At 72.3% G+C, this 25,739-nt stretch carries 27 protein-coding genes; 14 read left to right on the top strand and 13 right to left on the bottom strand.

Annotated elements, in window-relative coordinates:
• Positions 1-20: 20 nt before the first annotated feature.
• The 3 genes from JUB13_RS26880 (at position 21) to JUB13_RS26870 (ending at position 3,899) form a co-directional block, all read left to right on the top strand.
• A complete protein-coding gene (locus JUB13_RS26880) occupies positions 21-1,067 on the top strand; it encodes an EAL domain-containing protein (protein ID WP_207484714.1) in 1,047 nt (348 codons plus the stop codon).
• A gap of 122 nt (positions 1,068-1,189) precedes the next feature.
• Entirely contained in the window at positions 1,190-2,878 is a 1,689-nt protein-coding gene (locus JUB13_RS26875; RefSeq protein WP_207484711.1) for a methyl-accepting chemotaxis protein, read from the top strand.
• A 76-nt stretch (positions 2,879-2,954) separates the two neighbouring features.
• A complete protein-coding gene (locus JUB13_RS26870; RefSeq protein WP_207484708.1) occupies positions 2,955-3,899 on the top strand; it encodes an alpha/beta hydrolase in 945 nt (314 codons plus the stop codon).
• Between the two features lie 54 nt (positions 3,900-3,953).
• Here the strand turns inward: JUB13_RS26870 and JUB13_RS26865 are convergent, their stop codons facing one another.
• Positions 3,954-5,057 (bottom strand): glycosyltransferase family protein, encoded by a 1,104-nt coding sequence (locus tag JUB13_RS26865; RefSeq protein ID WP_207484705.1) that lies wholly within the window; start codon positions 5,055-5,057, stop codon positions 3,954-3,956.
• 142 nt (positions 5,058-5,199) lie between these two features.
• Here JUB13_RS26865 and JUB13_RS26860 point away from each other — a divergent pair, with 142 nt between their 5' ends.
• The 5 genes from JUB13_RS26860 to JUB13_RS26845 all read left to right on the top strand — a co-directional run bounded on the left by JUB13_RS26860 (position 5,200) and on the right by JUB13_RS26845 (position 7,375).
• Positions 5,200-6,456: an MFS transporter gene (locus tag JUB13_RS26860; RefSeq protein ID WP_207484702.1), complete on the top strand. Its 1,257-nt coding sequence runs from the start codon at positions 5,200-5,202 to the stop codon at positions 6,454-6,456.
• Between the two features lie 107 nt (positions 6,457-6,563).
• Positions 6,564-6,752: a hypothetical protein gene (locus JUB13_RS26855; RefSeq protein WP_207484698.1), complete on the top strand. Its 189-nt coding sequence runs from the start codon at positions 6,564-6,566 to the stop codon at positions 6,750-6,752.
• A gap of 93 nt (positions 6,753-6,845) precedes the next feature.
• Positions 6,846-7,085: a type II toxin-antitoxin system Phd/YefM family antitoxin gene (locus JUB13_RS26850; RefSeq protein WP_207484695.1), complete on the top strand. Its 240-nt coding sequence runs from the start codon at positions 6,846-6,848 to the stop codon at positions 7,083-7,085.
• Complete coding sequence (locus JUB13_RS31900; RefSeq protein ID WP_268914423.1) at positions 7,082-7,204, top strand: PIN domain-containing protein; 123 nt, start codon at positions 7,082-7,084, stop codon at positions 7,202-7,204. Before JUB13_RS26850 ends, JUB13_RS31900 begins: the two co-directional genes overlap by 4 nt.
• An 18-nt stretch (positions 7,205-7,222) precedes the next feature.
• Positions 7,223-7,375, top strand: a complete 153-nt coding sequence (locus tag JUB13_RS26845) for a hypothetical protein (protein ID WP_207484692.1) — start codon at positions 7,223-7,225, stop codon at positions 7,373-7,375.
• A gap of 23 nt (positions 7,376-7,398) precedes the next feature.
• On the opposite strand, the gene cydB is transcribed toward JUB13_RS26845, so the two are convergent.
• From cydB to JUB13_RS26810, 7 genes are all read right to left on the bottom strand, one after another.
• A complete protein-coding gene (gene cydB, locus JUB13_RS26840; protein WP_207484691.1) occupies positions 7,399-8,409 on the bottom strand; it encodes a cytochrome d ubiquinol oxidase subunit II in 1,011 nt (336 codons plus the stop codon).
• A gap of 4 nt (positions 8,410-8,413) precedes the next feature.
• Positions 8,414-9,823 carry a cytochrome ubiquinol oxidase subunit I gene (locus JUB13_RS26835; RefSeq protein ID WP_207484689.1) on the bottom strand — a complete coding sequence of 470 codons (1,410 nt, stop codon included), beginning with the start codon at positions 9,821-9,823 and terminating at the stop codon, positions 8,414-8,416.
• Positions 9,824-9,939: 116 nt separating this feature from the next.
• On the bottom strand, positions 9,940-11,517 hold the full coding sequence (purH, locus tag JUB13_RS26830) for a bifunctional phosphoribosylaminoimidazolecarboxamide formyltransferase/IMP cyclohydrolase (protein WP_207484687.1): 1,578 nt from the start codon (positions 11,515-11,517) through the stop codon (positions 9,940-9,942).
• Between the two features lie 71 nt (positions 11,518-11,588).
• On the bottom strand, positions 11,589-13,211 hold the full coding sequence (locus JUB13_RS26825; RefSeq protein WP_207484685.1) for a heparinase II/III family protein: 1,623 nt from the start codon (positions 13,209-13,211) through the stop codon (positions 11,589-11,591).
• Positions 13,212-13,216: 5 nt separating this feature from the next.
• The gene (gene rpe / locus JUB13_RS26820; RefSeq protein ID WP_207484682.1) at positions 13,217-13,879 is read right to left on the bottom strand and encodes a ribulose-phosphate 3-epimerase; all 663 of its coding nucleotides are present in this window, start codon (positions 13,877-13,879) and stop codon (positions 13,217-13,219) included.
• Between the two features lie 64 nt (positions 13,880-13,943).
• The gene (locus JUB13_RS26815; RefSeq protein WP_207484680.1) at positions 13,944-15,236 is read right to left on the bottom strand and encodes an RsmB/NOP family class I SAM-dependent RNA methyltransferase; all 1,293 of its coding nucleotides are present in this window, start codon (positions 15,234-15,236) and stop codon (positions 13,944-13,946) included.
• A 10-nt stretch (positions 15,237-15,246) separates the two neighbouring features.
• On the bottom strand, positions 15,247-16,200 hold the full coding sequence (locus JUB13_RS26810; RefSeq protein WP_236025249.1) for a DMT family transporter: 954 nt from the start codon (positions 16,198-16,200) through the stop codon (positions 15,247-15,249).
• 196 nt (positions 16,201-16,396) lie between these two features.
• Here JUB13_RS26810 and JUB13_RS26805 point away from each other — a divergent pair, with 196 nt between their 5' ends.
• Positions 16,397-16,966 carry a PRC-barrel domain-containing protein gene (locus JUB13_RS26805; protein ID WP_207484678.1) on the top strand — a complete coding sequence of 190 codons (570 nt, stop codon included), beginning with the start codon at positions 16,397-16,399 and terminating at the stop codon, positions 16,964-16,966.
• Positions 16,967-17,043: 77 nt separating this feature from the next.
• Here the strand turns inward: JUB13_RS26805 and JUB13_RS26800 are convergent, their stop codons facing one another.
• From JUB13_RS26800 to hemC, 5 genes are all read right to left on the bottom strand, one after another.
• Entirely contained in the window at positions 17,044-17,223 is a 180-nt protein-coding gene (locus tag JUB13_RS26800; protein WP_207484675.1) for a hypothetical protein, read from the bottom strand.
• Positions 17,224-17,310: 87 nt separating this feature from the next.
• A complete protein-coding gene (locus JUB13_RS26795) occupies positions 17,311-18,927 on the bottom strand; it encodes a heme biosynthesis protein HemY (RefSeq protein ID WP_207484672.1) in 1,617 nt (538 codons plus the stop codon).
• On the bottom strand, positions 18,924-20,645 hold the full coding sequence (locus tag JUB13_RS26790) for a COG4223 family protein (protein WP_207484669.1): 1,722 nt from the start codon (positions 20,643-20,645) through the stop codon (positions 18,924-18,926). The genes JUB13_RS26795 and JUB13_RS26790 overlap by 4 nt, the downstream gene beginning before the upstream one ends.
• On the bottom strand, positions 20,638-21,441 hold the full coding sequence (locus JUB13_RS26785) for a uroporphyrinogen-III synthase (RefSeq protein WP_328703032.1): 804 nt from the start codon (positions 21,439-21,441) through the stop codon (positions 20,638-20,640). The genes JUB13_RS26790 and JUB13_RS26785 overlap by 8 nt, the downstream gene beginning before the upstream one ends.
• Positions 21,442-21,455: 14 nt before the next feature.
• Positions 21,456-22,382, bottom strand: a complete 927-nt coding sequence (hemC, locus tag JUB13_RS26780; RefSeq protein WP_207484667.1) for a hydroxymethylbilane synthase — start codon at positions 22,380-22,382, stop codon at positions 21,456-21,458.
• A 120-nt stretch (positions 22,383-22,502) separates the two neighbouring features.
• Between hemC and JUB13_RS26775 the strand changes: the two genes are divergently transcribed.
• The 5 genes from JUB13_RS26775 to JUB13_RS26755 all read left to right on the top strand — a co-directional run bounded on the left by JUB13_RS26775 (position 22,503) and on the right by JUB13_RS26755 (position 25,734).
• Positions 22,503-22,856 (top strand): hypothetical protein, encoded by a 354-nt coding sequence (locus JUB13_RS26775; protein ID WP_207484664.1) that lies wholly within the window; start codon positions 22,503-22,505, stop codon positions 22,854-22,856.
• A gap of 3 nt (positions 22,857-22,859) precedes the next feature.
• The gene (gene tsaD, locus JUB13_RS26770; RefSeq protein WP_207484661.1) at positions 22,860-23,918 is read left to right on the top strand and encodes a tRNA (adenosine(37)-N6)-threonylcarbamoyltransferase complex transferase subunit TsaD; all 1,059 of its coding nucleotides are present in this window, start codon (positions 22,860-22,862) and stop codon (positions 23,916-23,918) included.
• Positions 23,919-23,933: 15 nt separating this feature from the next.
• On the top strand, positions 23,934-24,932 hold the full coding sequence (locus JUB13_RS26765) for an NAD(P)H-dependent glycerol-3-phosphate dehydrogenase (RefSeq protein WP_328703031.1): 999 nt from the start codon (positions 23,934-23,936) through the stop codon (positions 24,930-24,932).
• A 95-nt stretch (positions 24,933-25,027) separates the two neighbouring features.
• On the top strand, positions 25,028-25,312 hold the full coding sequence (locus JUB13_RS26760) for a YciI family protein (RefSeq protein ID WP_207484657.1): 285 nt from the start codon (positions 25,028-25,030) through the stop codon (positions 25,310-25,312).
• Positions 25,313-25,320: 8 nt separating this feature from the next.
• Positions 25,321-25,734 (top strand): EVE domain-containing protein, encoded by a 414-nt coding sequence (locus tag JUB13_RS26755; protein WP_207484654.1) that lies wholly within the window; start codon positions 25,321-25,323, stop codon positions 25,732-25,734.
• Positions 25,735-25,739 lie beyond the last annotated feature (5 nt).

Here is a 25,739-nt window from a genome sequence, read left to right as displayed (position 1 = left end):
GCCGGCGGGGAGCTTCCTGCATGCACTGTCCCGACTGCGAGAGGGTCGATCCCCTCTTCCATGACCGCAACCGCGTCCTTCTCGGTTTCCCGACCGCGCATGCCGCCGCGAAATTCCTCCATGCCGCCGTAGGCCGCGGTCTCGGGGTCGGGGCCGAGGCGCTGACGGCCGAGATCGTCCTCGCAGCCCCAGAGCTGGAGACCCTCGCGGGGGCGGCGGAATCCACCCTCTCGACCGAGGAGATGCAGAAGACGCGTGCGCTGGTGCTGGATGCGCAGGCGTTGCCAAGCCCGCAGGACTGGCTGGCCGTCCGCCCCCTGGCAGAGGTCGTGGGCGCAATCCGGGGCCGCTGGCTCGTGCGCATGATCGAAGGCGATCGCCTGCGCCCCGCCTTCCAGCCGATCTTCGACCGGTCCGGCGCGGCTTACGGGCACGAGGCCCTGCTGCGCGGGCTCGGCGAGGACGGTGCGCTGGTAGGGGGCGGACGGCTGATCGGCGTGGCCGAGGAGGCCGGCATGCTGTTCACCGTCGACCAGATCGGGCGCCGCCAGGCCATCGAGGGGGCGGCACGTGCCGGCCTGAACGGTCACCTCTTCGTCAATTTCAACCCGACCAGCATCTACGATCCGGAGGCCTGCCTCGGGACCACCTTCGACGCCGTGCGCAGGCTGGGGCTGAATCCGCGAACGGTGGTCTTCGAGGTCACCGAGAGCACGCAGGTGCGCGACCGCACCCACCTCCTCTCCATTCTCGACTACTACCGCAGGGCCGGTTTCCTGGTCGCCCTCGACGACGTGGGGGCGGGGTTCTCGGGCCTCAGCCTGCTGCGCGAGGTGAAGCCCGACGTGATCAAGATCGACATGGACCTCGTCCGCGACGTCGATCAGGACCGATTCCGCCAGAGCATCGTCACCCATCTCGCGGCGATCGCGCGCGAGAACGGCGCCCTGATCCTGGCCGAGGGGATCGAGACCGAAGCCGAGCACCGCTGGCTGCAGGGTGCCGGGATCGATCTCTTCCAGGGGTTCGGGCTCGGCCGGCCGGTCGTGCCGGCCTGCCTCCTGTAGGCGAGCCGCCGCAGGCGATGCCTGCCGCCGCCCCCGGTGGCGGCTTCTTCAATCATTGTTAAGGACGCGGCGCTAAACCAGCGCCCTATCCTATCGTATTAATGCTTTTGGATGTATACGCCATGACGAGTTGGAACCTGTCGATCCGTGCCAAGCTCTGGGCTCTCGTGGTCGCGGCCAGCATCGCCGTGCTCGCAATCGCGGGCGGCGGCCTGTACCTGAACTACCAGCGCATGTACCAGGACCGGGTGTCGGACCTCAGGAACCTGGTGGATCTCGGCCACTCCATCGCGGAGAAGCTCGAGGCCGATGCCGCCGCAGGCAAGATCACCCGCGACGAGGCGCAGGCACGCTTCAAGGAGCTGCTGCTGGCGCTGAAGTACCAGAACGGCGGCTATCTGTTCTCCTACACCTACGACAATGTCGGCTTCGCCCACATCAACCCCAAGATCATGGGCAAGGATGCCTCGGGGCTGAAGGACGCGAAGGGCGTTCCGATCCTGCCCGCCATGGTCCGCATCGCCAAGCAGGGCGAGGGCACCTACCTCTATCCGTGGTTCATCAACAACACGGGCTCCAGCGAGACCGAGGAGAAGCTCTCCTACGTCAAGGGCTTCGAGCCCTGGCAGATCTTCGTCAGCACCGGCGTCACCATCGCCGACCTGCAGGCGGCCTTCCTGACGCAGCTCTGGACGCTGCTGGGCGTCGTCGCGGTCCTGGCGCTGCCGGCCGTGCTGCTGATCGCGCTGATCGGGCAGAACGTCAGCGCGACCATCGCGCGCCTCGCGAAGAAGATGCACGCGCTCGCGGACGGCGACCTGTCGGTGGCCTTCCCCGAGGCCTCGCGCCGCGACGAGCTCGGCGCCATGGGCAAGGCCGCGCAGATCTTCAAGGAGAATGCCGAGACCCGGGCCCGCCTCGAGCGCGAGCGCACGGAGATGGCCAACCTCACCGAGCAGGAGAAGCGCCGGACCCTGCTGACGCTCGCGACCGATTTCGAAGGCAGCGTTCTCGGCATCGTCGACTCGGTGGCATCGGCCGCTGCGCGGATGCGCAGCTCCGCCACAGGCCTCGCCAGCAGCGCCACGCACGAGCAGCAGCAGCTCGCCGCCATCGCCGCGGCGTCCGAGCAGGCCTCGTCCAACGTGCAGACCGTCGCAGCCGCAACCGAGGAGCTCTCGGCCTCGATCTCGGAGATCGGGCGTCAGGTCTCCACCTCGACCCGGATCGCGGGCCAGGCGGTGCAGGAGGCCTCGCGCACCAGCGAGACCATCAACACCCTGGTCGAGGCCGCCCAGCAGATCGGGCAGGTCGTCGGGCTGATCAACTCGATCGCGGGCCAGACGAACCTGCTGGCGCTGAACGCCACCATCGAGGCGGCGCGCGCCGGCGAGGCCGGCAAGGGCTTCGCGGTCGTGGCAAGCGAGGTCAAGGCGCTGGCCACCCAGACCGCCAGGGCCACCGAGGAGATCCAGAGCAAGGTCGTCGAGATCCAGAACGCCACCGGCGGCGCGCGCGGCGCGATCGAGACCATCGGCCGGACCATCGGCCAGATGAACGAGATCGCCACCAGCATCGCCTCGGCCATCGAGCAGCAGAACGCCGCGACGCAGAGCATCGCCGGCAACGTCTCCCAGGCCTCGCGCGGGACTGGCGAGGTTTCGTCCAACATCGGCGACGTGAACCGCGCCGCCGCCCAGACGGGGGCCGCGGCCACCGAGATGCTGGGCGCCTGCGAGGGCTTGGCGCGCGAGGCCGAACGCCTGCGCGGCGAGGTCGCCGAGTTCATCGACACCATGAAGGCCGCGTGAGCCCGAACGGGGCCCGCATTCGCCGCGGGCCCCGCTCCCTCGCAAGGTACGAAGCAAGCAAAGGTTGCATTCCAGAATGAAACGCGCACTGATGCTGGGGCTGGGCGCGGCCCTCTACGCCATGGCCTGCTCCGTCGCCTCCGCCGCCGGGATCACCGGCGCCGAGCACTGGGTGGAGAACGCCGGCAACCGGATCTATGTCTGGGAAAAGTACGCCGACGCGCCGGCCGGCAAGAAGGTCGTGGTGCTCGCCCATGGCTCGGCCACGGCCGGGCGCGAGAGCTTCGACCTCCAGGTGCCGGGCAAGCCGTCCTACAGCCTGATGGACCGGCTCGCCCGGGAAGGCTTCGACGTCTTCGCCCTGGACACCCGCGGCTTCGGGCGCTCGACCCGCCCTGCCGGGCACATGACCACGGGCGAGGCGAAGGACGACCTGCGCGCCGTCATCGACTACGTCCTGAAGCTGCGCGGCGTCACCAAGGTGGACCTGCTCGGCTGGTCGTGGGGCACCCAGTACGCCGGCATGTACGTCATGGACAATCCGGGCAAGGTCGGTCGCTACGTCAGCTATGCGCAGATGCATTCGGGCAGCCCGGACCTCGCGCGCCGGCGCGCCCGCATCGGCTTCTTCGAGGAGAACCCCTACGTCGTGATCCCCGAGGCGGGCTGGAAGACGCGCTTCGTCTCCATGGCCCCGGCCGAAGTCAACGAGGCCGAGACGGTGGACGCCTTCGCGAAGGCCGCCGTCGTGGCCGAGCCCAAGAGCGCGACCGGGCCGCAGCTCGACCTCGCGACCGCCATGCCCCTGGTGAACGCGCGGCTGATCACGGTTCCCACCATGATGATCCACGGCCAGTACGACGACGTCGCGGATACCGACGGGCTTCTGCCCTTCTTCGGGCAGCTTCCGAACCCCCGCAAGAAGTACGTGGTGATCCCCGACGCCGGCCACATGATGCACCTGCAGAAGGGCCACCTGCTGTTCCAGCAGGAGGTCGTGGACTTCTTCAAGGCATCCTGATCCGGACCGAGGCGCCGATGCCCGCGGGGGCATCGGCGCCTCGCCCCCATCCCCTCAGTCCAGCAGCGCCGCCAGGGCCTCGGCGATCTCGTCCGCGCCGGTGGGCTCCACGCGCGGCCGGGCCGGCCGGGCCCATAGCGCGTCCAGCGCGCCGGCGATCGCGCCGGACCAGAGCTGCCCCGGCGGCACCTCGAGCGCCTGGATCCGGTCCAGGGCCCAGGCGATCAGTGGCGGCTCCTCCGGCCAGTCGCCGCGCCGCATGAACAGGAACGGCGCGCCGTTGACCGCGGCGCTCGTGATGCTGCCGTAGCCGGGCTTGCCCACGAAGGCATCGGCCGAGGCGACCGCGTCCGCCCAGCCGAGATCCAGCCCCGGCAACGCATGGACGCGCGGCCCCTCGGGCGTTCCCGCCGGGACCAGCCATCGCAGGCCCGGATTCTCCAGCCACTGCGCGACCGGCGGCGCATCCCCCATTCCACCCAGCGCGACCAGGACAAGCCGTTCCCCCGGCGCCATGCCGAGCTGCCTGCGCAGGGCATCCCGGCGGTCCTGCCCGCGCGTCGAGATCGGCCCCGTCCGCACCGCCTCGACCGGGGCCGCGGTCGGCATGCTGGGCTCGGGCTGCAGGAAGGCGGCCACGCGGCCATAGGCCGCCTCCATCCGGCACAGCGCGGCCAGGGCCGGGTCACCTTGGGGGAACAGGCCTCGCAGGATGTCCGACCAGGTCAGGCAGGCGAGGGCCGCCGCCGGAACGCCTGCGCGCGCCGCCCCCTCGATGGCGAGAAAGGAGACATTGGCCAGGACGAGGTCGACCGCGCGTCCGCGGATCGTGGCGGCCTGGGCCTCGGCCAGGATCTCCCAGTCGCGCGCCAGGCGGCCATAGGCCTCGCGCGTCGCCGGCAGGTCCAGTTCGGTCGCCGAGCGGATCACCACGCCGAAATCGTGGTCGACCCGCAGCAGGTCGTAGGGCTGTGGCGCGATCTCGGCGATCCGCGCGGCGGGGATCGCCGTCTGGATCGTCAGGCGCAGCCCGGGCAGGCGCCGACGCAGCGCGTGCAGCACGGCCCCGGTCTGCACGGCATGGCCGAACCCGTTGGCGGTGATGGTGGCGAGGAGGTGGGGCGTGCGGTCCATGGTGGCGCAAGGGACAGGGATCATGGTCCGCCGTCAAGCATCCAGCCGGGGCGGGCGAAGAGCCGGGGGGCGGGTGCCCGGGAGGGCGCGGGGAGCCGAGACCCCTGGCGCCCGCGGCGCGTTCCGGTTACGCAGACCCGGGCGATGGCGGATGGCAGGGGGCGGGATGGACGCGGCCGTGCGGAAGCGGGTGCTGGGCTGGTGCCTCTACGACTGGGCGATCTCGGCCTACAACACGGTGGTCGGCACCTTCGTCTTCAGCGTCTACTTCACCCGGGCCGTGGCCCCGTCGGAGATCGAGGGCACAGCGCTGTGGGGCGATGCCCAGACCGTCTCGGGCCTGCTGATCGCCGTGCTGTCGCCGGCCCTGGGCGCGATCGCCGACCGGGCCGGCCGGCGCAAGCCATGGCTCGCCGGGTTCACGGCGGCCACGGTCGTCTCCACCCTGTGCCTGTGGTTCGTCCGGCCGGACCCCGCCTTCGTGCTGCCGGCCCTGGCACTGATCGTCGTCGGCAACCTCGTCTTCGAGCTGGCGGGGACCTTCTACAACGCCATGCTGCCCCAGGTGGCGCCGCCGGGCCATCTCGGCCGCGTCTCCGGCTGGGGCTGGGGAATCGGCTATTTCGGCGGCCTGATGGCCCTGGTCGCCTGCCTGGTCCTGCTGGTGCAGGCCGAGCGGCCGCTCTGGGGCCTGCTGGACCGCAGCGAGCAGGAGCATGTCCGCGCGACCTCGGTCCTGGTCGGGGCCTGGGTGGCGCTCTTCGCCCTGCCGCTGTTCCTGATGGTGCCCGACCGCCCCGGCGCGGGCATCCCGGCGGGGCGGGCCGTTGCCGAGGGGCTGGCCCAGCTCGGCCGCACGCTGCGGGCGGTCGGCCGCGACGGCAATCTCGTGCGCTGGTTCCTCGGCAGCGCCTTCTACCGGGACGGCATCAACACGCTGACGCTGTTCGGCGGGATCTTCGCCGCCGGCGCCTACGGCATGGGGTTCGAGGAGATCCTGGTCTTCGCGATCGCCCTGAACGTGGCAGCGGGGATCGGATCGCTGGGCTTCGCCTGGGTGGACGACCGGTTCGGGGCCAGGCGCACGATCCTCGTGGCGCTGGCGGGCCTCGCGCTGTGCGGCCTGCCGGTCCTGCTTGCCGCCGACAAGAGGGTGTTCTGGGCCTTCGCCCTCGGCCTCGGCTTCTTCTTCGGCCCGGCCCAGGCGGCGGGCCGCTCCATGATGGCGCGGCTGTCGCCCCGGGGCCTCGAGACCGAGATGTTTGGTCTCTACGCCCTGTCGGGGAGGGCGGTCGCGTTCTTCGGCCCCTTCCTGTTCGCCCGTGCGACCGAAGCATTCCAGAGCCAGCGCGCCGGCATGGCCACGATCCTGGTGCTGTTCGTCCTGGGATTCGTCCTGGTCCGGGCGGTCCGGGAAAAATGAAGCTTTCGTTGCAGCCGTGATCCCGTGAATTTTTCGTTGCGGCGGTGCTTCGGCGTGCATTTGCGGTTATGGTCCGCCCCGACCGCAACATTGGCCGGAGACACGCCGTGCAGGACCGAATGGAGCTGGATTTCTGCGAATCCGGTCTTTTCCCGCCGGAGTTCGCAGCGCCTGGTCCGCTGATGCTGATGGCCATGCCGCAGGACCTGCTGCCGCCACGCCTCGAGCCCGGGTCTCTGGGCCGGCGCCTCAGCGGCCTCATGGGGCGCGTGCGCAGCGGCCTGCGTCGCCGCTGAGCAGCAAGCTCCCGTCCCGGCCCGTCTCGCTTGTCTATGGCACCCATACCCCATGTGTTTTGACTGGTCGATAGACTGGTTGCGGGGGAGTTCATGCGCGAGGTCGGTGCCTTCGAGGCCAAGACTCACCTGCCCGAGCTGCTCCGTGATGTCGAGCGCGGCGAATCCATTCGCATCACCAACCGTGGTCGTCCGGTTGCGCGCCTGGTGCCCGACTATGAGGGCGGTCTCGACACGGCCCAGACAATCGATCCGATTCTTGAGCTGCGCCGCGGCAAGCGGCTCGGCCCAGGCCCGAGCCTCAAGGACATGATCGAGAAGGGGCGAATGTGACGTTCGTTCTCGATGCCTCGGTCACGCTCGCTTGGGCCTTCGAGGACGAAGCGACGCCCGAAACCGATGCCGTGCTGAGGGCGCTGGGTGGGACCAACGCCATCGTGCCGTCGATCTGACCCTACGAGATCGGCAACGTGCTCGTCATGGCCGAGCGCAGTGGTCGACAGACTGCGGCCGATACCGCGCGTGTCATGCTTTTGCTGGGCCTGCCGCTCGCGACGAAGGACGGCGCGCTGTCCAGGGCCGCGCTCAAGGCCGGCGTGCGTCTGTTCGAGCCGGGAACCTGACGCACGCGCCGCCTGAAACAGTCCTAGTGGTAGAAGGCGCCGGTGACCTTGCCGCGGAACACCCAGTAGCAATAGGCCGTGTAGAGCAGGATCGTCGGGATCAGGAACACCATCCCGACCAGCAGGAAGACCTGGCTCTCGGGCGGGGACGCGGCATCCCAGATGGTGATGGAGGGCGGCACGATATGGGGCCACAGGCTGATGGCCAGCCCCATGAAGGACAGCAGGAACAGCACCATGGTCAGCACGAAGGGCGCCACCTCGCGGCCACGGTCCAGCGCGCGCAGGAGCGCCAGCGCCGTCAGGCCGGTCACCACCGGGACGGGCGCGAGATAGATGATGTTGGGCACCGAGAACCAGCGCTCGCGGATGCCGGGATCGGCGATGGGCGTCCAGACGCTGACCACCAGCACGAAGGCCAGCACCACGAAGAGCAGCGTGCGCGCCGTCCGGTAGGCCCATTGCTGCAGCTCGCCGTCGCTGCGCCAGATCATCCAGGTGGCGCCCAGCAGGGCATAGCCGAAGATCAGCGCGATGCCGGTCAGCACGCTGAAGGGCGAGAGCCAGTCCAGCATCCCGCCGGCGTAGTTGCGGCCGCTCACCTCGATGCCCTGGATCAGGCTGCCCAGCACCACCCCTTGCGCGAAGGTCGCGAAGAGCGAGCCGAAATGGAAGCTGCGGTCCCAGAGATGGCGGCTGCTCCGCGCCTTGAAGCGGAACTCGAAGGCCACGCCCCGGAAGATCAGGGCGATCAGCATCAGGAACAGGGGCAGGTAGAGCGCCGGCAGCACCACGGAATAGACCAGCGGGAACGCCGCGAAGAGACCCGCGCCGCCCAGGATCAGCCAGGTCTCGTTGAAGTCCCAGATGGGTGCGACCGAATTCATCATCAGGTCGCGGTCGGCGTCGCGCGGCGCGAAGGGGAACAGGATCCCGAGCCCCAGGTCGAAGCCGTCCATCAGGACGTACATGATGACCGCGAAGGCGCAGATGCCGGTCCAGATCAGGGTCAGCGTCTCCCAATCCTCGGTCATCGGATCAATCCCCCGCCGCGAAGGTCTCGTCGGCCTTGGACAGCGGCCGCTTGGGCCGCCCGGCCTCGCGGGCGAGGTCGCGCGGCTGCATGTATTCCGACGGCGGGTTCGGCCCCGTCCGCAGCATGACGGTGAGGTAGTACGAACCCGCGATGTAGATGATCGCGTAGACCACCACGAAGGCGAGCAGCGTCGTCAGCGCCGCGGCCCCGGTCAGCGCAGGGGTCACCGCATCCGCCGTCCGGAAGAGGCCGTTGACGATCCAGGGCTGGCGCCCGACCTCGGTGGTGATCCAGCCCATCTCGAGCGCGACGAAGCCCGACGGCGTCATGGCGATCAGGAAGCGCATGAAGGCGCGGTTCTCGAACAGCGTCCCGCGCCAGCGCAGGAAGAGGTGGAGCACCGCGGCCAGAACCATCAGCAGCCCGATGCCCACCATGATCCGGAACGAGAAGAAGATGATGGTCGCGTTGGGCCGGTTCTCGGGCGGGAATTCCTTCAGCCCCGGCACGACGCCCGTCAGGGAATGGGTCAGGATCAGAGAGGACAGCGCCGGGATCCCGATCTCGTAGTGATTGCGCTCCTCCTCCATGTCGGGGATGCCGAACAGGATCAGCGGCGCGCCCGCCCCGCCTTCCCAGTGTCCCTCCATGGCCGCGATCTTGGCGGGCTGATGCTCCAGCGTGTTCAGCCCGTGCATGTCCCCGAGCAGCACCTGCAGCGGCGCCAGCACCGTGATCAGCCCCAGGCTCCAGGTCAGGCCCTGGCGCGCGTGCTCCACGTGCCGGTCCTTCAGCAGGTACCAGGCGCTGAAGCCCGCGACCACGAAGGAGGTCGTCAGGAAGGTCGCCGTCAGCATGTGGGAGAGGCGGTAGGGGAAGGACGGGTTGAAGACGACCTCCCACCAGTCCGTCACGAAGAAGCGACCGTCACGGATCTCGTAGCCCGCGGGCGTGTGCATCCAGGAATTGGCCGACAGGATCCAGAAGGACGAGATCAGCGTGCCGAGAGCGACCATGCAGGTCGCCACGAAATGGATCGGGCGCGGGACCCGGTCGCGCCCGAACAACATGATCCCCAGGAAGGCCGCCTCCAGGAAGAAGGCCGTCACCACCTCGTACTGGATCAGCGGGCCCAGCACGTTGCCGACCACGTCCGACCAGCGGGACCAGTTGGTCCCGAACTGATAGGACATCACGATCCCCGAGACGACCCCCATGCCGAAGGAGATCGCGAAGATCTTCATCCAGAATTCCGAGAGCGAGCGGAAGATCGGCCGGTTCGTCGACAGCCAGACCGCCTCGAGCACCACGATCCACCAGGCGAGCCCGATGGTGAAGGCCGGGAACAGGATGTGGAAGGAGATCGTGAAGGCGAACTGAAGGCGCGACAGCAGCAGGGGATCCAGGTCCATGGGTCCTCCGAAGGGCGGCGATCGTACGCCCGAGCATAGAACCGCCGATCCCTGCGCATGTCACGGTGACAGTGGGCCGCACCTGCCTCCGTGGTAATCTGCCGCAGTCCTTTGGATCAGTGCCTGAAGTGGCGCATGCCCGTGAAGACCATCGCCAGGCCCTTCTCGTCGGCGGCGGCGATCACCTCCTCGTCGCGTACGCTGCCGCCGGGCTGGATCACCGCGGTGGCGCCCGCCTCGGCCGCCGCCAGCAGTCCGTCAGCGAAGGGGAAGAACGCGTCCGACGCCACCACCGAGCCGACGGTGCCCGGCTGGGCCAGGCCGGCCGCCCGGGCGGCCTCTGCCGACTTGATGGCGGCGATGCGCGAGCTGTCGACCCGGCTCATCTGGCCGGCGCCGATGCCCACCGTCGCCAGGTCCCGGGCATAGACGATGGCGTTGGACTTCACGTGCTTGGCGACGCGGAAGGCGAAGACGAGATCGCGCATCTCCTGCTCGCTGGGCGCGCGCCGGGTGACGACCTTCAGCGCGCCGGGGTCGATCCGGCCGGCATCGCGGTCCTGCAGGAGGAAGCCGCCCGCAACCGACTTCACGAAAGGCCCCTTGGCGCCGGGATCGGGCAGGGCCCCGGTCAGCAGCACCCGCAGGTTCTTCTTGGAGGCCAGCACGGCCCGGGCCGCCTCGTCGGCGTCGGGCGCGATCACCACCTCGGCGAAGAGCTTCGCGATCTCCTCGGCCGTGGCCGCGTCCAGGGTGCGGTTCAGCGCGATGATGCCCCCGAAGGCCGAAACCGGGTCGCAGGCCAGCGCCCGGCCATAGGCCTCGGCGACGCTCGCGCCCTCGGCGACGCCGCAGGGATTCGCATGCTTGATGATGGCGACGGCCGGCCGGTCGAACTCGGCCACGAGCTCGAAGGCGGCGTCGGTGTCGTTCAGGTTGTTGTAGCTGAGCTCCTTGCCCTGGAGCTGGCGCGCCGTCGCGATGCCCGGGCGTTCCTCGCCGGTCGCGTAGAAGGCGGCGGACTGGTGCGGGTTCTCGCCGTAGCGCAGGGTCTGGCGCAGCGTTCCCGTCAGGCTCACCCGCTTCGGCCAGGCCTCGCCGGTCTGGCCCGCGAACCAGGACGAGATGGCGGCATCGTAGGCGGCGGTCCTCGCGAAGGCCGCGGCGGCCAGCCGGCGGCGCAGGGCCAGCGTCGTGCCCCCGCCGTTGGCCTCCATCTCGGCCATCACCGCGGCATAGTCCTCGGGCTCGGTCACCACCGCCACGAAGTCGTGGTTCTTGGCCGCCGAGCGGATCATGGCGGGTCCGCCGATGTCGATGTTCTCGACGCAATCCCCGAAGCCGGCGCCGCGGGCGACGGTCGCCTCGAACGGGTAGAGGTTCACCACGACCAGGTCGATGGGCGGGATGCCGTGCTCGGCCATGGCGGCCGCGTGGTCGTCCCGGCGCGCCAGAATCCCGCCATGGACCTTGGGGTGCAGCGTCTTCACCCGGCCGTCCATCATCTCGGGGAAGCCGGTATGCTCGGAGACGTCCCTCACCGCCAGCCCGGCCTCGCGCAGGGCCTTGGCCGATCCGCCGGTGGACAGCAGCTCCACGCCATGGCCCGCCAGGAAGCGTCCGAACTCGACGAGGCCGCTCTTGTCGGAGACGGACAGCAGGGCGCGGGTGACGCGGATCGGGGCGGCGGTCATGGCGGATCTCTCGGCTCGGGTCTGGTCTCGGGCCCCGGGATCTGTCCCGGGGCGGGTTTCGGGATCGGCGCTCAGGGGACCTTCCTCTCCCGCCGCAGCGCCCATTTCACGGAGGTGCGGTCGGGCTCGGTGGTGCCCGTGACGATGATCTGGCTGGTCCGGCGCGGCTCCTGGCCCTGGCCGACATAGATGCTCTCGGCGACCTCGATGGTGCCGCCGGTGGCGCGCAGGCGCCAGCCGATGCCGCTGGGCAGCCGCAGCAGCGCCGCGGCCCCGCTCTGGACCAGCGACACCTGGACGGAGGGATGCAGGTGGAAGCGCAGGGCGAAGGGATGGCCCGCCGGACCCTCCAGCAGGTCCTCGCCGCGCATGTCCTCGCCGTCGTCCGCGAGATAGAGCCGCCGGTGGTGCGTGAGCCCGAAGGCGCGCAGATAGCCGTCGTGGCTGGCCTCGACCAGCGTCGCACCCTGGTTCTCGATGCGCTCGCATCCGAAGGAGGCGGGCCGCCGGCCCAGACCGGCGGCCTCCAGGACCTCGGCGGCGTTGGTCTCGGCCACGGTGACGGTCGAATGGGCGGCGGTGGCGGCCAGGGCCCGGCGCCAGACGCCGCCCGCGGGATGCGCGCCGCAGTTCACGATCACCCGCTCGCGTCCGACGCTGAACTCGAAGGCCAGCGGCCCTGCATGGGCCGTGCGGTCGAGCCCCGGGGGCGGTGCGGCCCCGACATCGATCAGCACCAGCGTTCGCCCGGCCAGAAGCCGCTCGTAGCCCGTGTGCGGCATGCTCTTCAGCGGGCGGCCGCGCGCGTCCGACTGGGCCAGCACCGCGTCGATCGTCGTCGCATCCGCCTCCTGCCCCCCGTTGAACAGCGCCAGCGTGTTGTCGCCGTGCCGGAAGAACCGGAGCGCCGGGGTCATGCGGTCGATGGCATGCTGCAGGGCGTCCGGCACCTCGGCCCGGCCGGCCCGCAGGGCCGCCCGGATGTCGATCAGGTGGCGCAGCACGTGCAGGTGCCGCTGGGGCGATCGCTCCACATGTCCGCCGTCGGGCAGGATCTGGCGCGGCAGCTCGCGCTGCAGGAGCCTGAGCGCGGCGGCCATGTGCTTGTCCGAGCCCGGCAGCGCCACCGCCGCGAAGACCAGCCCCTTGATGCCCTGGATCAGGCCCGCGCCCTCGGCTTGGCCGGGCAGTACGCGGTACAGGTGGCGGGCCTGGCGCGCCAGGCTGTCGAAGACCCGTGCGCGGAACACGTCGTCGGCGCTGAGGCAGAAGAAGTCGTGCAGCCCGATCCAGTTGGAGATGCGCGCGCCCAGCACCTCGGGCGACCAGGTCTCGCCCTGCCAGCCGGTGTTGCGGTCGATCCAGCCACCCACCAGCATGCGCGCGTGGCGGCGGGCGTCGTCGCCGGCCTGGGCGCGCAGGTCGCGCAGCCACTCGAAGCCGTGCAGCCCGGCGCGCCAGCCCGGCGATCCCGCCTCGGGCGACCAGTCGGGCTCGTCGGCGATGATGGTCTCGCCGGAGAATTCGTAGCGCCCCGCCAGCAGGGCGGCGCCCCTGGCGGAATCGCCCGGCCAGGGGTCGGTGGGCACGCAGGCAAGCGCGGCCGGGACCTTGCCACCGAGCGTCAGGGCGTAGAGCGGACTGCGGTATGCCAGCGATCGGAACCAGCCCGGATTGTCCCGCTGGCTGCCCATGCCCCTCACGCGCTCCGAAGGCGCCGGATGTTTTCGGCATAGGCGCCGGGCCCGCCCGCGAAGGTCGCGGTCCCCGCGACCAGCACCTCGGCCCCCGCCCGGATGGCCAGGGGCGCCGTCTCGGCGTTGATCCCGCCATCGACCTGGAGGTCGATGGCCCGGCCGGACGCGTCGATCCGGCGGCGCAGCGCCGCGATCTTGTCGAGCTGCGAGGCGATGAAGCCCTGCCCGCCGAAGCCCGGGTTCACGGTCATCACCAGCACCAGGTCGATGTCGCCGAGCACCCAGTCCACGGCTTCGACGGGCGTGCCGGGATTGAGGGACACGCCGGCCTTCTTACCCAGCGACTTGATGAGCTGGATCGTGCGGTGCAGGTGGGGCCCGGCCTCGGGATGCACGGTGATGATGTCCGCCCCGGCCTTCGCGAAATCCGCCACGAAGGGATCGACCGGCGCGATCATCAGGTGGACGTCGAAGGTCTTGGCGCTGTGTGGCCGCAGGGCCTTCACGACGCCCGGCCCGATCGTCAGGTTCGGCACGAAATGGCCGTCCATGACGTCGATGTGGATCCAGTCGGCGCCGGCGGCGTCGACCGCGCGCACCTCCTCGCCCAGCCGCGCGAAATCGGCCGAGAGGATCGAGGGAGCGATTCGGGTGGGCTGCTGCATGTCGGCGGCACCTCTAGCAAGCCCCGCCGCGGGCTGCAAGCAGCTTGCCCCGCGCCGACCCGCGTCAGCGGCGCAGCAGCCGCGCGGCGAAGAAGCCGTCGATGCCGCCGAGATCCGCAAGCTGTCCCGGCAGCGTGCGCAGCTCGCCCCGGGCGTTCACGAGCTCGGCGAAGCCGCCGACCTCGCTCGGGCGGACGGGCACGCGCGTCACGGGGGCGCCGGATTCCAGCAGCGCGTCGATGCGCGCCTCGCCCTCTTCGGGCTGGATCGAGCAGGTGCAGTAGACCAGGACGCCGCCCGGCTTCAACATGCCGACCGCCTGCCGCAGCAGGCGATCCTGGCTGAGCGCCAGCTTGTCCACGTCCTCCTGGCTTTTCAGCCGGGCGACGTCGGGATGGCGGCGGATCGCGCCGGTGGCCGAGCACGGCGCATCCAGCAGGATCGCGTCGGCCGGGGCAGGGGGCTGCCAGGACGCCGCGTCGGCGGCGACCAGCTCGGCCTGCAGGCCCAGCCGCGCGAGGTTCGCCGAGACCCTTTCCAGCCGCTTGGCCGAGCGGTCGACGGCGACGACCCGCGCGCCGGCGGCAGCGAGCTGCGCGGCCTTTCCGCCCGGCGCCGCGCAGAGATCGTAGACCAGGCGCCCGGCCACGTCGCCCAGCAGCTTCGCCGGCAGCGCCGCGGCGGCATCCTGCACCCACCAGGCGCCCTCGGCGAAGCCTGGAAGCTCGGTGATCGGGCCACCGGTCGCCCGGCGCAGGGTCCCCGTGGGCAGGAGCTGCGCCTCGAGCGGTCCCTCCCAGGCGGCGGGGTCCGACTTGGCGGTGATGTCGAGCGGCGCCTCGTGCAGGTTCGCCTCGGCGATCCGCCGCGCCGTCTCGGCGCCATAGGCCGCCGTCCAGGACCGCCACAGCCAGTCCGGCGTGTTCAGCCGCGGGGCATCCTGGTTCGTGGCCAGCGTGTCGGACTCCCGCGCGACCCGCCGCAGGATCGCGTTCACGAGCCCCCGGAAGGGCTCCTGCCGCCGCCTGGCCGTCAGCGCCACCGCCGTGTCGACGGCCGCATGGGCCGGCGTGCCGAGGAACAGGAGCTGGGCCGCGCCCAGGCGCAGGATGTCGTGGACCGGCGCCTTCGGCGGCTCGGGCTTGTTCAGGAACTCGGCCAGCGCGGCGTCGAGCTGCCCCAGCCGCCGCAGCACCGTCGCGGCCAGCAGGCGCGCAAACGCCCGGTCGCGGGGATCGAGCGCCCGGAGCGGCTGGTTCGCCTCGATCGCCTCGTCCAGCAGGGTGCGGCGGCGCAGCACCGCCTCGATCAGGTCCAGGGCCGCCGCGCGGGAGGCCAGCATGGTGTCGTCGGTCATCCCCCGGGATCTAGCCTGCCGCGGGGGCCCGAGTCGAGGGCTCAGCCGGGCGCGCCACGGCGGATCTCGCGACCCGCGTCCGCCGGCCCAGCGCGATCACCCCCACGACCGCCACCGCGACGAGCCAGGTGACCGGGCCGATGGCCTCGCCGCCGATCAGCGCCGCGATGGCGAGGGTCAGGAACGGCTGGACGAGCTGCACCTGCCCCACCCGTGCGACCCCGCCGAGGGCCAGGCCGCGGTACCACGCGAAGAATCCCAGGAACATCGAGAACACGCCGACATAGGCGAAGGAGGCCCAGGCCGCGGGCGAGGCCGCGAGCCCCCGTGACCAGCCGAGCCACACCGTCACCGGCAGCGTCAGCGGCAGCGCGACCACCAGCGCCCAGCAGATCACGCGGGGGCCGCCCATCACGGTCGCGAGGCGCCCGCCCTCCGCGTAGCCCAGGGACCCCGCGGCGACGGCGCAGAGCATCAGCCAGTCCGACCCGCCCAGGCCCCCGCCGCCCTGCGCCAGCGCGAAGCCGACCACCAGCGCGCTGCCCGCGACCGCGCAGCCCCAGAAGGCCGGGGAGGGCCGCTCGCCGCCGCGCCAGGCGGCCATCAGCGCGGTTCCCAGCGGCAGCAGGCCGTTGATCACCGCTGCGTGGGAGGCCGGCGCGTCCCGCAGGGCGAGGCTGCTGAACAGCGGAAAGCCCAGCACGACCCCCGCAGCCACCAGGACCAGCGTGCCGACCTGGCCGCGCGCCGGCAGGGGCGCCCGGGTGGCCCCCAGCCAGGCCAGGGCGAGCAGCCCTGCGAGCACGGCGCGGCCGATTCCGACGAAGGCCGCGTCGAGCTCGGCCACGGCCAGGCGCGTCATCGGCAGCGTCGCGGCGAAGATGGCGACGCCCAGGAATCCCATGAGCAGGCCGCGGGTCTCGTCCTTGGAGGCGAGCGGAAGGGGGCGTTCGTCGGTTCGCATCGTCCCTTCTAGACCGGCCGCGCCGCCGGTCCCAGGGCCATTCGCGCCGGGCCAGGCATGCCAATCCACGTGCCATCCGCCGCCCGGGGCGATGCGGGTGCCGGCCTGCCGCACCGAGATGCACGGCCGGGCGCGCTGTTGATCGAGTCCGCGTTACGCACGCCCAAACGCAGCTTCAAGCAGAAGGGGGTTCACCATGCGTCTCGCATTGATAGGGACCGTCTCCCTCGCCGCCGTGATCGCCGCCGGCGCGGCCGTCGCGCAAAGCTCGACCGCGCCCGCGCCCATGGCGCCCGAGGCCGCGCCGACGAACGGCTCTGCGGCCGGCCAGCCGGCCGGGAACCGAGAAGGGGTCAGCGCCGACGACATGATCGGCCGCACGGTCTACAGCGAAAGCGGCCAGGATCTCGGATCCGTCACGGACGTGATCATCGATCCCGACAGCAAGCAGATCCGCCGCCTGGTCATCGGCAGCGGCGGCTTCCTCGGCATCGGCAAGAAGAACGTCGCGGTCGAGGTCGACCGGGTGCAGGTAAGGCCGCAGGAGGGCATCACCGTCAGCGGCCTGACGCAGGAGACGATCCGCGACATGCCGGAATACGATCCCGACTCCTCGACGGTGTCGCTCGACCGTCCGGCGCCCCGGGATCCCGCCCCCGGCGCCGGCGCCGGCCCTGCCGGCACGGGCATGCCGTCGCCCAGCGGCGCTGCGCCCGCGCCGGACATGGGCCGGACGACCGGCCAGCCTCCACCCGCAGCCGAGTAGTCCCTGCGGACCGGGCGGCGCCCAAGGGAACTCCAGGGGCGCCGCCCGGGATCCTTCCCCGCACCGCGGCTCAGCTCTCAGCTCTGCGCGTAGATATCGGCCAGCATGGCCTGGAAGGCCTCGATGGTGCGCTCGTAGCTCGCCTTCTCGGCCGCGGACGGGCTCGCCGCCTGATGTTCGCGCAGCTTCGCGACGTAGTCGCGGATCGCACCCGCCATGTGGGCGGTCATTTCACCGTCGATCTCAAGCCGCACCATCTCCGCCTCGCGTCCCGTTCCCTCTGGGAAACGGTCGCGCGAGGCGGGTGTTCCTGCCCGTGCCGCCCGATCGGGACGGCACGCAGGTCAGGCGGCGTTCGGGCGGCTCTCGGCTGGCGGACGGCCGGCCGCCTGCCCGGCCGGGGGGCTGCCCGGCGGACTGCCTGGGGTATTGCTCGACGGACTGCCCGCCGGCATCTCGTCCGACCCGTTGGTCGCGGAACCGGTGCCGGGAAGGGGAGCGCCCGGCTTCGGTGCACCTGCCGGCGGGCCGGCCGCGGCGACGCCGTTGCGCGCCCCGCCCGGTGCCGAGCCGTTCGGGCCTGAGCCGTACAGGCCCGCGCCATTCGGGCCTGCGCCGTTCCCGGCCGGCACGGCCGCGCGCGGCGCATCGACGGGCAGCAGGGTGCCGGCAGGCTCGGGCATGATGCGCCATTCCAGCGTGTCGAAGCTGCCGCAGCCCGGGCAGATGCCCCGCCAATGGGCCGAGGGCGTGTTGCAGCGCTCGCAGGCCCAGAAGGCGTCGCGCGGGGCGCTGGCCGCCTTCTCCAGCCATTCGCGGGCCGCGGCGGCGTCGCCGTGCTCCTGCTGCGCGAGATCGGCCAGCAGCCCGTAGACCCGGGCCGAGGGACGGATCGCCAGCGCCTTGGCCAGATGGTTGCGCGCCTCGCCCCAGAGCTTCGCCTTCAGCGCGGCCTCCGCCAGGGCGACGTGGCCGTCGTACCTGTCGGGGCTCAGCGACAGCAGCCGCTCGAATCGCTTGACCCGTGCCAGGGCGTCGGTCTCCGGCAGGACGTCGCGGTAGGCGGCGGCCAAGTCCGGGTGGGGCTCCAGCTTCCAGGCGCGCTCGACGGCGCGCAGCGCATGCTTGTGCCGGCCGGCACGGGCCAGCAGGCGGGCGACGCGCGCGGCGGCCGGGGCGAAGGCCGGCTGCAGGTCGTGCGACCGGCCGGCAAATGTCAGCGCCTCGGCCTCGCGTCCGTCCAACTCGGCCTCGAAGCTGCGCTCCAACAGAACGGCGGCACGGTGCCGCCGGGCATCGTCGGCTGGGATGGTGCCCACACGCTCGCCCTCGTCCAGGGCCTGCTGCGCGCGCTCCCAGTTGCCGGCGCGGGCCTCCAGGTCGAACAGCGTGCCCAGCACCCAGGGCGTGCGCGGGCGCAGGTCGTGCGCGCGCCGGGCGAGCCGCAGCGCCTCGTCCCGGTCGCCCTCGCGCATGGCCTTGTTCAGCAGGCCGCGGACGCCCAGGAAAGCGGTCTCGGGCTTCTCCATCATGGCGCGGAAACGGGCGTCCGCCGACCGGTCGTCGCCCGAGAGCTGCGCGGCCTGGGCCGACAGCAGCTCCGTCAGCTCGCGGTCGCGCAGCATACGCTCCGCCTCTTCGGCATGGCGGCGGGCGGCCGGGGCGTCGCCGGCCGCGACCGCCACCCAGCCGCGCGACAGAGCCCGCAGCCCGCGCTCGCGCCGCCGGCCGCGCGACCAGCGGGCGTAGCGCCGCGGCGTCCGCACCAGGGCGCGGTACAGCCTGTAGGCCAGCGCGCAGACGGCGATCAGGACCACAAGGGCGACGAGCGCCACGGCGACGGTGGTCTCGACGACGTATCCGAACCAGTCGACCCGCAGGACGCCGGGATGCTCGACGAGCCAGATGCCGATCGCGATGACGATCGCGATCCTGGCGATGATCCAGAAGGCGCGGATCATGGCTGCGCCGTCCCGGCGGGCGCCGCCGCCTGCGAGGCATCGGCCCCTGCCATCCGCGCGATTGCGGCGTTTGTCAGGGCCTCGGAGGCCCGGTTCACGGCGACGCGCGCCCGCGCATCGGCCAGCCACGGCTCGGCCGCCTCGCGCGCCGGGCCCTGGAGCGACGAGAGTTCGGCCACCGCCGCCGCCAGGTCACCCTCCTCGAGCCGCGCCTCGGCCCGCGACACCGCCGCCGAGGGGCCGTCCCCCTCGGCGGAGCCGGCAGGGCGGCGGATGCTGACCAGGGAGGTGATGCGCGACAGCGCGCGATCGGTCCAGCGGCCTTCCTCGCCCACCGATCCGGCCCGGGCGATCTCGCCCGCGACCCGGTCGAAACGCTCGGTCAGCCGCGCCTCGGTCGGCACTCCTGCCGAGGCGTGCGGCGCCAGGGCCTGGAGCGCCTCGCGCACAGCCGGCTCCTCCGGGCCCAGCGCCCGCAGTGCCGTCAGCTCCGCCTCGAAGGGGCGCGCCGTCTGCACGGCGGCGCGGATCTGGGCGGAGGCCAGGGCCAGCGCCTCGATCCGCGTCTCGTCGCGCCGGCGCTGGGCGAGCTCCTGACCAAGCTGGGCCGTCCTGTCGCGGAGCTGCGCCAGCTCCTGGGCCAGGCGGCTGGTCTGGCCCTCGACGGCCGAGACCTGCTGGCTGTTGCCCTGCACCGCCCCCTGGATCTGCTGGAGCTGCTGGATCTCCTGCGCGAGCTGGTCGAGCCGCTGGTCGAGCTGCGGATCGGGCACGACCGCGGGCTGTGCCGGCTGGGCCGACTGCGCCTCGGCCGCCTGGGGCTCGCCCGGCTGTGGCCGGGGCTGGGCCGCAAGATCGCCCAGGCGTTGCTCCAGGGCGGCGAGCCGCTGCTCCATGGCCGGGTCGCCGCCGGCCTGCTGGCCCGGCGCGGCCCCCGGCGCGGCCCCCGGCGCGGCCGGTGCCGCCGGGGCGGCGGGCGCGGCTGCGACCGGGCGTTCGGAAATCTGCCGGACCTGTCGGTCGAGCTGCGCCAGCCGCTGCTCGATGCCGTTCCCGCCGCCCCCGGGCGGCCCGAGAACTGGCGTCAGCAGGGCGGGCGCCCACCAGGGCGAGGTCGCGGCGCCGGCCAGCGCCAGCAGCGAGACGACCAGCGCGGTGCCGGCCAGGCCGGCGCCGCCGCGGACCGCCGGCGGCGGGGCGGGCGCGGGCTGCTCCGCGGCGGCGAAGCCGCCCTGCGCCGCGCCGCCGGCATCATCGGAGGCGCCGCGCAGGGGTTCTGGCGCGCCGCGGGCTTCATCGATCCTGTCCATGGCCGCCGGCGACAGCGGGACCGCCACCGCCTCGGGCTCGAGGCTTCCGATCGGGGGCTTGTCGGCCTCGGGCTCGCCGACCGCATCGGCCGGGCCGTCCGGCCCCGCATCGAGCGTCGAGCCCGGCAGCACGTCCAGATGGGTCTCGCCGCGCTCGTCCGCGGGCGCGGCCGCTTCCAGCTCGGCGGGGTCGATGGCGATTCCGTGCCTGCTGGCCGCGGCCAGCAGGTCGGCATGCCGGCTGGTGGGGATCGCGCCGCGCTTCTTCCAGCCCTGGACCGTGGTGACCGGCACGTCGAGCTTGGATGCCATGGGGCGGATCCCGCCGAACCTCTCGATGATCCGCTCGGCCGCGCCGGGGCCCGCCGGTGCCGGATCCGAAGCGTCCGGACCGTTGAAGTCACTCATCGCGCATCCCCCTATTCTCTGGCCCGCATTCCTTCGGGCTTCCGGAATGGCTCCCCGGCTCCCGCCGTGTCTCGACCAGCGGGTCGATCAGGGCGAGCAGGGATGCCTGATCGGGTCGCGGGGCCGTCCTGACGGCGCCCCAGCCGAGCGTACGAACCTCATGCGCCACCGCCTCGCTCAGGCAGAAGGCGGTCACGGGGCCCAGACGCTCCGACAACCCCGCACGCCCCGCGAGCCTAACAAAGCTCCGAGCCGTACGGGGAGAGAAAAACAGGATGGCGTCGATTGTTCCCGCGTACAGGCGAGAAACCGTCCCGGGGGAGAGATCCTCGGCGGCTTCCGCGGCGTACAGGACCTGCCGGTCGACCGTGAAACCCGCCTGCGCGAGGAGTTCCGACAGGTCGCCGGCGACAGCCGTTCCGGCCGCATGAACGAGCCGTCCGGCCGAAGGATCGCAGCGCGCGACGATCAGCCGCGCCAGGTCCTCGACGGCGCCCGCCGCACTTTCGACCTGCCCGAACCCGGCCCCGCGGGCGGCCCGGGCCGTCGCATCGCCGACCGCCCAGACCGGGAGGTCGCGGCGCGGCGTGCGCCGGGCGACGGCCCGTACGCCGTTGGCCGAGGTCAGCAGCAGGCCCTGTACGCCGTCGAGGTCGAGGGCCGGCCCCTCGGCGATCCGGATTTCCAGGAGCGGCTCGATCACCGCCTCGTGCCCGCGCGCGGCGAGCGCTCGCGCGAGCGGCTCGGCGTCCTCGCGCGGGCGCGTGACCAGAAGGCGCAGGCGGGGGGCGGGCACCGGCGGGCCCGCGCTCAGGCGCGGAAGAAGCCCGCGGGAAGCTGCGCCTTCAGCGCCGCGCCCGCCTCGCTTCCAAGCCGCTCCGCCTCGGCCGCGGGGCCATGGACGGCCGTGCGCAGCACCTGCCGCCCGTCGGGCGCGGCGACAAGGCCGTCCAGGGACAGGGTGTCGCCATCGACCCTCGCCAGCGCCCCGATCGGCGTGCGGCAGGATCCGTCCAGGACGGCCAGCAGGGCGCGCTCGGCGGAGACGCGGACCATGGTCTCGGCGCAGGCCAGCGGCGCCAGCAGGGCGCGCGTCGCCGCGTCGTCGGAGCGGATCTCGATCCCGATGGCGCCCTGGGCCACGGCCGGCAGCATGACGGTGGGATCCAGGATCTCCGTCGCCACATCGGCCATGCCGAGCCGGCGCAGCCCCGCCAGGGCCAGCAGGGTCGCGTCGGCCTCGCCATCGGCGAGCTTGCGCAGCCGCGTCTGCACGTTGCCCCTGAAGGGGATCACGCGCAGGTCCGGGCGACGTGCCAGGATCTGGGCCTGGCGGCGCAGGCTGGCGGTGCCCACCACCGCGCCCTGCGGCAGGACATCCAGCCTCACTCCGCTGGCCGAGATGAAGGCGTCGCGCGGATCCTCGCGCGGCAGCATGCACACGATCTCCAGCCCCTCGGGCAGCCAGGTCGGCACGTCCTTCATGGAGTGGACCGCCAGGTCGATCCGGGCGGCGGCCAGGTCCTCCTCGATCTCCTTGGTGAAGAGGCCCTTTCCGCCGGCCTCCATCAGCGTGCGGTCCTGGATCCGGTCGCCCGTGGTCCTGATCACCACGATCTCGATGGCGCCGGGGGCGGCGAGGGCGGGGTGCGCCGCCGCCAGGCGGTCGCGCGTCTGATGGGCCTGCGCAAGCGCCAGCGGGCTGCCGCGCGTGCCGATGCGGAGCGGTTCGGTCATTGCGCAGTCTTAGGGCGTCGCGGTGCCTCTGTGAAGCGTCGCGACGGCTGACAAGCGGCCGGGGCGGCCTATATGGTGGCCGCCGCAATCGATGCGGGCCGCCCGGCTCATCAAGGTCGCATGATCACCGAACGCCGACAGATCATCTTCTCGAACGAGGCGCTGAAGGACGCCGTCGCCCTGCTGCGCGAGGCCCATCCCGAACGGGTGCCGATGGGTGCGATCCGGCGCGTCTGGACCGTGGCCGATCCCGAGACCCAGCTCGTCGTCCAGATCGAGCAGGCCGGCGCGCGCACGCTGCACGAGCACGCGCTGAACGAGCGCGAGGCCGCGGCTGCGGTGATCCTCCTGTGCCGCAAGGTCCGGATCCCGCTGCCCCGGAGCTCCGACAAGTTCCTCGAGACCGAGAGCGGCGGCTTGTCGCTGGTGATCACCAAGCGCATCCCCATCGGTCCGCAGCAGGGCGGGGCCTGAGCCATGCTCGTCCTCGGCATCGAGACAAGCTGCGACGAGACGGCCGCCTCCGTCGTCAGCGACGGGCGGGAGATCCTGTCGAACCTGGTGCTCTCGCAGCTCGAGGAGCATGCGCCCTATGGCGGCGTGGTGCCCGAGATCGCGGCGCGCGCCCATCTCGACCATCTGGACGGGCTGGTCGGCCGCGCCCTGGCGGAGGCCGGGATCGACCTCGGCGACCTCGACGGCGTCGCGGCCACCGGCGGGCCCGGGCTGATCGGCGGCGTGCTCGTGGGCGTGATGACGGCAAAGGCGATCGCCAGCGTGCGGCGCCTGCCCTTCGTCGCGGTGAACCATCTGGAGGCGCATGCGCTGACGGCGCGGCTCACCGATCCCGAGCTGCGCTTCCCCTACCTGCTGCTGCTCGTCTCGGGCGGGCACTGCCAGCTCCTGGCCGTGGAGGGGGTGGGCCGGTACCGGCGCCTCGGCACCACCATCGACGATGCCGCGGGCGAGGCCTTCGACAAGGCGGCCAAGCTGATGGGCCTCGGCTATCCCGGCGGGCCGGCGCTGGAGCGCGCGGCACAGGGCGGCGACCCCGCGCGCTTCGACCTGCCGCGCCCCATGAAGGGCCGCCCCGGCTGCGACTTCTCGTTCTCGGGGCTGAAGACGGCGGTGCGTCTGGCGGTCGATTCGCTTCCGGCGCCGCTCTCCGATGCCGACCGGAGCGACCTGGCGGCTTCGTTCCAGCAGGCGGTCGCGGACTCCCTGGCGGACCGCTGCAAGCGGGCGATCGCGGCCTTCCGAGCCGAGCATCCCGACGGCACCGCCCTGGTGGTCGCGGGGGGCGTCGCCGCCAATGCCGCGATCCGGCAGCGCCTGCGCCTGCTGGCCGAGCGCGCGGGGCTGCGGTTCGTCGCGCCGCCGCTGCGGCTGTGCACCGACAATGCGGCGATGGTGGCTTGGGCCGGGGTCGAACGGCTGCGCGCCGGCAGCGCGGACGGGCTGGACTTCGCCCCGCGGCCGCGCTGGCCGCTCGACCCCGCGGCGCGCCCGGCCCGCGGCGCCGGCGTCAAGGCCTGAGGGCGGGGACGGGCTGTGGCCATCGCGCGCATCGGGGTGATCGGCGGCGGCGCCTGGGGAACCGCGCTGGCCGTGGCCGCGGAACGCGCGGGCCGGCCGGCGGTGCTCTGGGCGCGCGAGACCGAGACCGTGCGCGCGATCGCGAGGGACCGCGCCAACCCGCGCTATCTCCCCGGCATCGCGCTGGATCCCGGCCCCGGGGCGACCACGGACCTGGCCGAGGCTGCCGCCTGCGACGCCGTCCTGCTGGTCGTGCCGGCGCAGTTCCTGCGCGGCGTTTGCCGGACCCTGGCGCCGCTGCTGCCCGGCGGCACGCCGGTGGTCGTCTGCGCGAAGGGGATCGAGCTCGGCACCGGCGCCCTGATGACCGAGGTCGTGACGGCCGAGCTGCCGCGCAACCCGGTGGCCGTGCTGTCCGGCCCGACCTTCGCGGCCGAGGTGGCGCGCGGCCTGCCGACCGCCGTGACGCTCGCCTGCGCCGACGGGGAGATCGGCCGCAGTCTGGCGGAAGCGCTCGGCAGCCTGTCCTTCCGGCCGTACTGGAGCGCCGACCTCGTCGGCGCCGAGGTCGGCGGGGCCGTCAAGAACGTGCTGGCCATCGCCTGCGGCATCGTCGCGGGGCGGGGGCTCGGCGACAACGCCCGCGCGGCCCTGATCACCCGCGGTCTCGCCGAGATCGTGCGCCTGGGCGTGCGCCTGGGCGGGCGGCCCGAGACGCTGATGGGCCTTTCCGGGCTCGGCGACCTGACGCTGACCTGCACCAGCATGCAGTCGCGCAACACCTCGCTCGGCATGGCGCTGGGGCAGGGCCGGACCCTTGACGAGATCCTGGCGGAACGCCATTCGGTGGCGGAGGGCGTCGCGACCTCGCGCGCGGTGACCGACCTGGCCGCGCGCCTGGGCGTCGACATGCCGATCTGCGCCGCCGTGGACACGATCCTGGCGCGTGGCGGCGCCATCGACGAGACGATCGCCGCGCTGATGAGCCGGCCGCTGAAGGCCGAAGGCGCCTGAGCATGCGAATCGAACTGGCGAAGTGAGAAAGCTGCCGGGGACGCGGCAGCGACGAGACAGCGACCAAGCGAAAACGAAGAGGAGAGGAGCGAACGATGCTGTATGCGATCCTGTGCCAGGACAGGCCGGGCGCCGCGGATGTGCGCGCGGCCAACCGGGCGGAGCACCTGGCCTATCTCGAGAGCTTCGGCGACAAGGTCTTCTGCGCCGGCCCGACCCTGACCGAGGATGGGGCCGGGATGACCGGCAGCCTGCTGGTGGTCGATTTCGAGGACCGCGCGGAGGCCGAGCGCTTCTGCGCGGACGATCCCTATGCCAGGGCCGGGCTCTTCGAGCAGGTCACGATCCGGCCCTGGCGCCGGGTCCTGCCGCGCGGCTGAGGCATCCCATGGCCTACTGGCTCCTGAAGTCCGAGCCCTTCAAGTATTCGTGGGACCGCCTGGTGGCCGACGGCCGCACCCATTGGGACGGCGTGCGCAACCACCAGGCCGCCGCCAATCTGAAGGCGATGCGCGTCGGCGACCGCGCCTTCTTCTACCATTCCAACGAGGGGCTGGCGGTCGTCGGTGTCTGCGAGATCGTGCGCGAAGCCTATCCCGACCCGTCCGACGAAGCCGGGCGCTTCGTGATGGTGGACGTCGCCCCGGTCGCGCCGGCGCCGAACCCGGTCACGCTCAAGGCCATGAAATCGGATCCGGAACTCTCGGCGATGGCCGTGATCCGCCAGTCGCGCCTGTCGGTCTGCCCGGTGACGGAGGCCGAATGGCGCCGCGTCTGCACGCTGGCGGGGGTCGCCGCCTGAGCGCC

This window comes from Arenibaculum pallidiluteum (assembly GCF_017355985.1).
Classification (GTDB): Bacteria; Pseudomonadota; Alphaproteobacteria; order Azospirillales; family Azospirillaceae; genus Arenibaculum; species Arenibaculum pallidiluteum.
This window is presented reverse-complemented; position numbering and strand designations above follow the sequence as displayed.

What these genes read in the sequence shown, in the direction of transcription:
- JUB13_RS26880 (WP_207484714.1), top strand. Translation starts at nt 21, where the DNA reads ATGCACTGTCCCGACTGCGAGAGGGTCGATCCCCTCTTCCATGACCGC.
- JUB13_RS26875 (WP_207484711.1), top strand. Translation starts at nt 1,190, where the DNA reads ATGACGAGTTGGAACCTGTCGATCCGTGCCAAGCTCTGGGCTCTCGTG.
- JUB13_RS26870 (WP_207484708.1), top strand. Translation starts at nt 2,955, where the DNA reads ATGAAACGCGCACTGATGCTGGGGCTGGGCGCGGCCCTCTACGCCATG.
- JUB13_RS26865 (WP_207484705.1), bottom strand. Translation starts at nt 5,057, where the DNA reads ATGATCCCTGTCCCTTGCGCCACCATGGACCGCACGCCCCACCTCCTC.
- JUB13_RS26860 (WP_207484702.1), top strand. Translation starts at nt 5,200, where the DNA reads ATGGACGCGGCCGTGCGGAAGCGGGTGCTGGGCTGGTGCCTCTACGAC.
- JUB13_RS26850 (WP_207484695.1), top strand. Translation starts at nt 6,846, where the DNA reads ATGCGCGAGGTCGGTGCCTTCGAGGCCAAGACTCACCTGCCCGAGCTG.
- cydB (WP_207484691.1), bottom strand. Translation starts at nt 8,409, where the DNA reads ATGACCGAGGATTGGGAGACGCTGACCCTGATCTGGACCGGCATCTGC.
- JUB13_RS26835 (WP_207484689.1), bottom strand. Translation starts at nt 9,823, where the DNA reads ATGGACCTGGATCCCCTGCTGCTGTCGCGCCTTCAGTTCGCCTTCACG.
- purH (WP_207484687.1), bottom strand. Translation starts at nt 11,517, where the DNA reads ATGACCGCCGCCCCGATCCGCGTCACCCGCGCCCTGCTGTCCGTCTCC.
- JUB13_RS26825 (WP_207484685.1), bottom strand. Translation starts at nt 13,211, where the DNA reads ATGGGCAGCCAGCGGGACAATCCGGGCTGGTTCCGATCGCTGGCATAC.
- rpe (WP_207484682.1), bottom strand. Translation starts at nt 13,879, where the DNA reads ATGCAGCAGCCCACCCGAATCGCTCCCTCGATCCTCTCGGCCGATTTC.
- JUB13_RS26815 (WP_207484680.1), bottom strand. Translation starts at nt 15,236, where the DNA reads ATGACCGACGACACCATGCTGGCCTCCCGCGCGGCGGCCCTGGACCTG.
- JUB13_RS26810 (WP_236025249.1), bottom strand. Translation starts at nt 16,200, where the DNA reads ATGCGAACCGACGAACGCCCCCTTCCGCTCGCCTCCAAGGACGAGACC.
- JUB13_RS26805 (WP_207484678.1), top strand. Translation starts at nt 16,397, where the DNA reads ATGCGTCTCGCATTGATAGGGACCGTCTCCCTCGCCGCCGTGATCGCC.
- JUB13_RS26800 (WP_207484675.1), bottom strand. Translation starts at nt 17,223, where the DNA reads ATGGTGCGGCTTGAGATCGACGGTGAAATGACCGCCCACATGGCGGGT.
- JUB13_RS26795 (WP_207484672.1), bottom strand. Translation starts at nt 18,927, where the DNA reads ATGATCCGCGCCTTCTGGATCATCGCCAGGATCGCGATCGTCATCGCG.
- JUB13_RS26790 (WP_207484669.1), bottom strand. Translation starts at nt 20,645, where the DNA reads ATGAGTGACTTCAACGGTCCGGACGCTTCGGATCCGGCACCGGCGGGC.
- hemC (WP_207484667.1), bottom strand. Translation starts at nt 22,382, where the DNA reads ATGACCGAACCGCTCCGCATCGGCACGCGCGGCAGCCCGCTGGCGCTT.
- JUB13_RS26775 (WP_207484664.1), top strand. Translation starts at nt 22,503, where the DNA reads ATGATCACCGAACGCCGACAGATCATCTTCTCGAACGAGGCGCTGAAG.
- tsaD (WP_207484661.1), top strand. Translation starts at nt 22,860, where the DNA reads ATGCTCGTCCTCGGCATCGAGACAAGCTGCGACGAGACGGCCGCCTCC.
- JUB13_RS26760 (WP_207484657.1), top strand. Translation starts at nt 25,028, where the DNA reads ATGCTGTATGCGATCCTGTGCCAGGACAGGCCGGGCGCCGCGGATGTG.
- JUB13_RS26755 (WP_207484654.1), top strand. Translation starts at nt 25,321, where the DNA reads ATGGCCTACTGGCTCCTGAAGTCCGAGCCCTTCAAGTATTCGTGGGAC.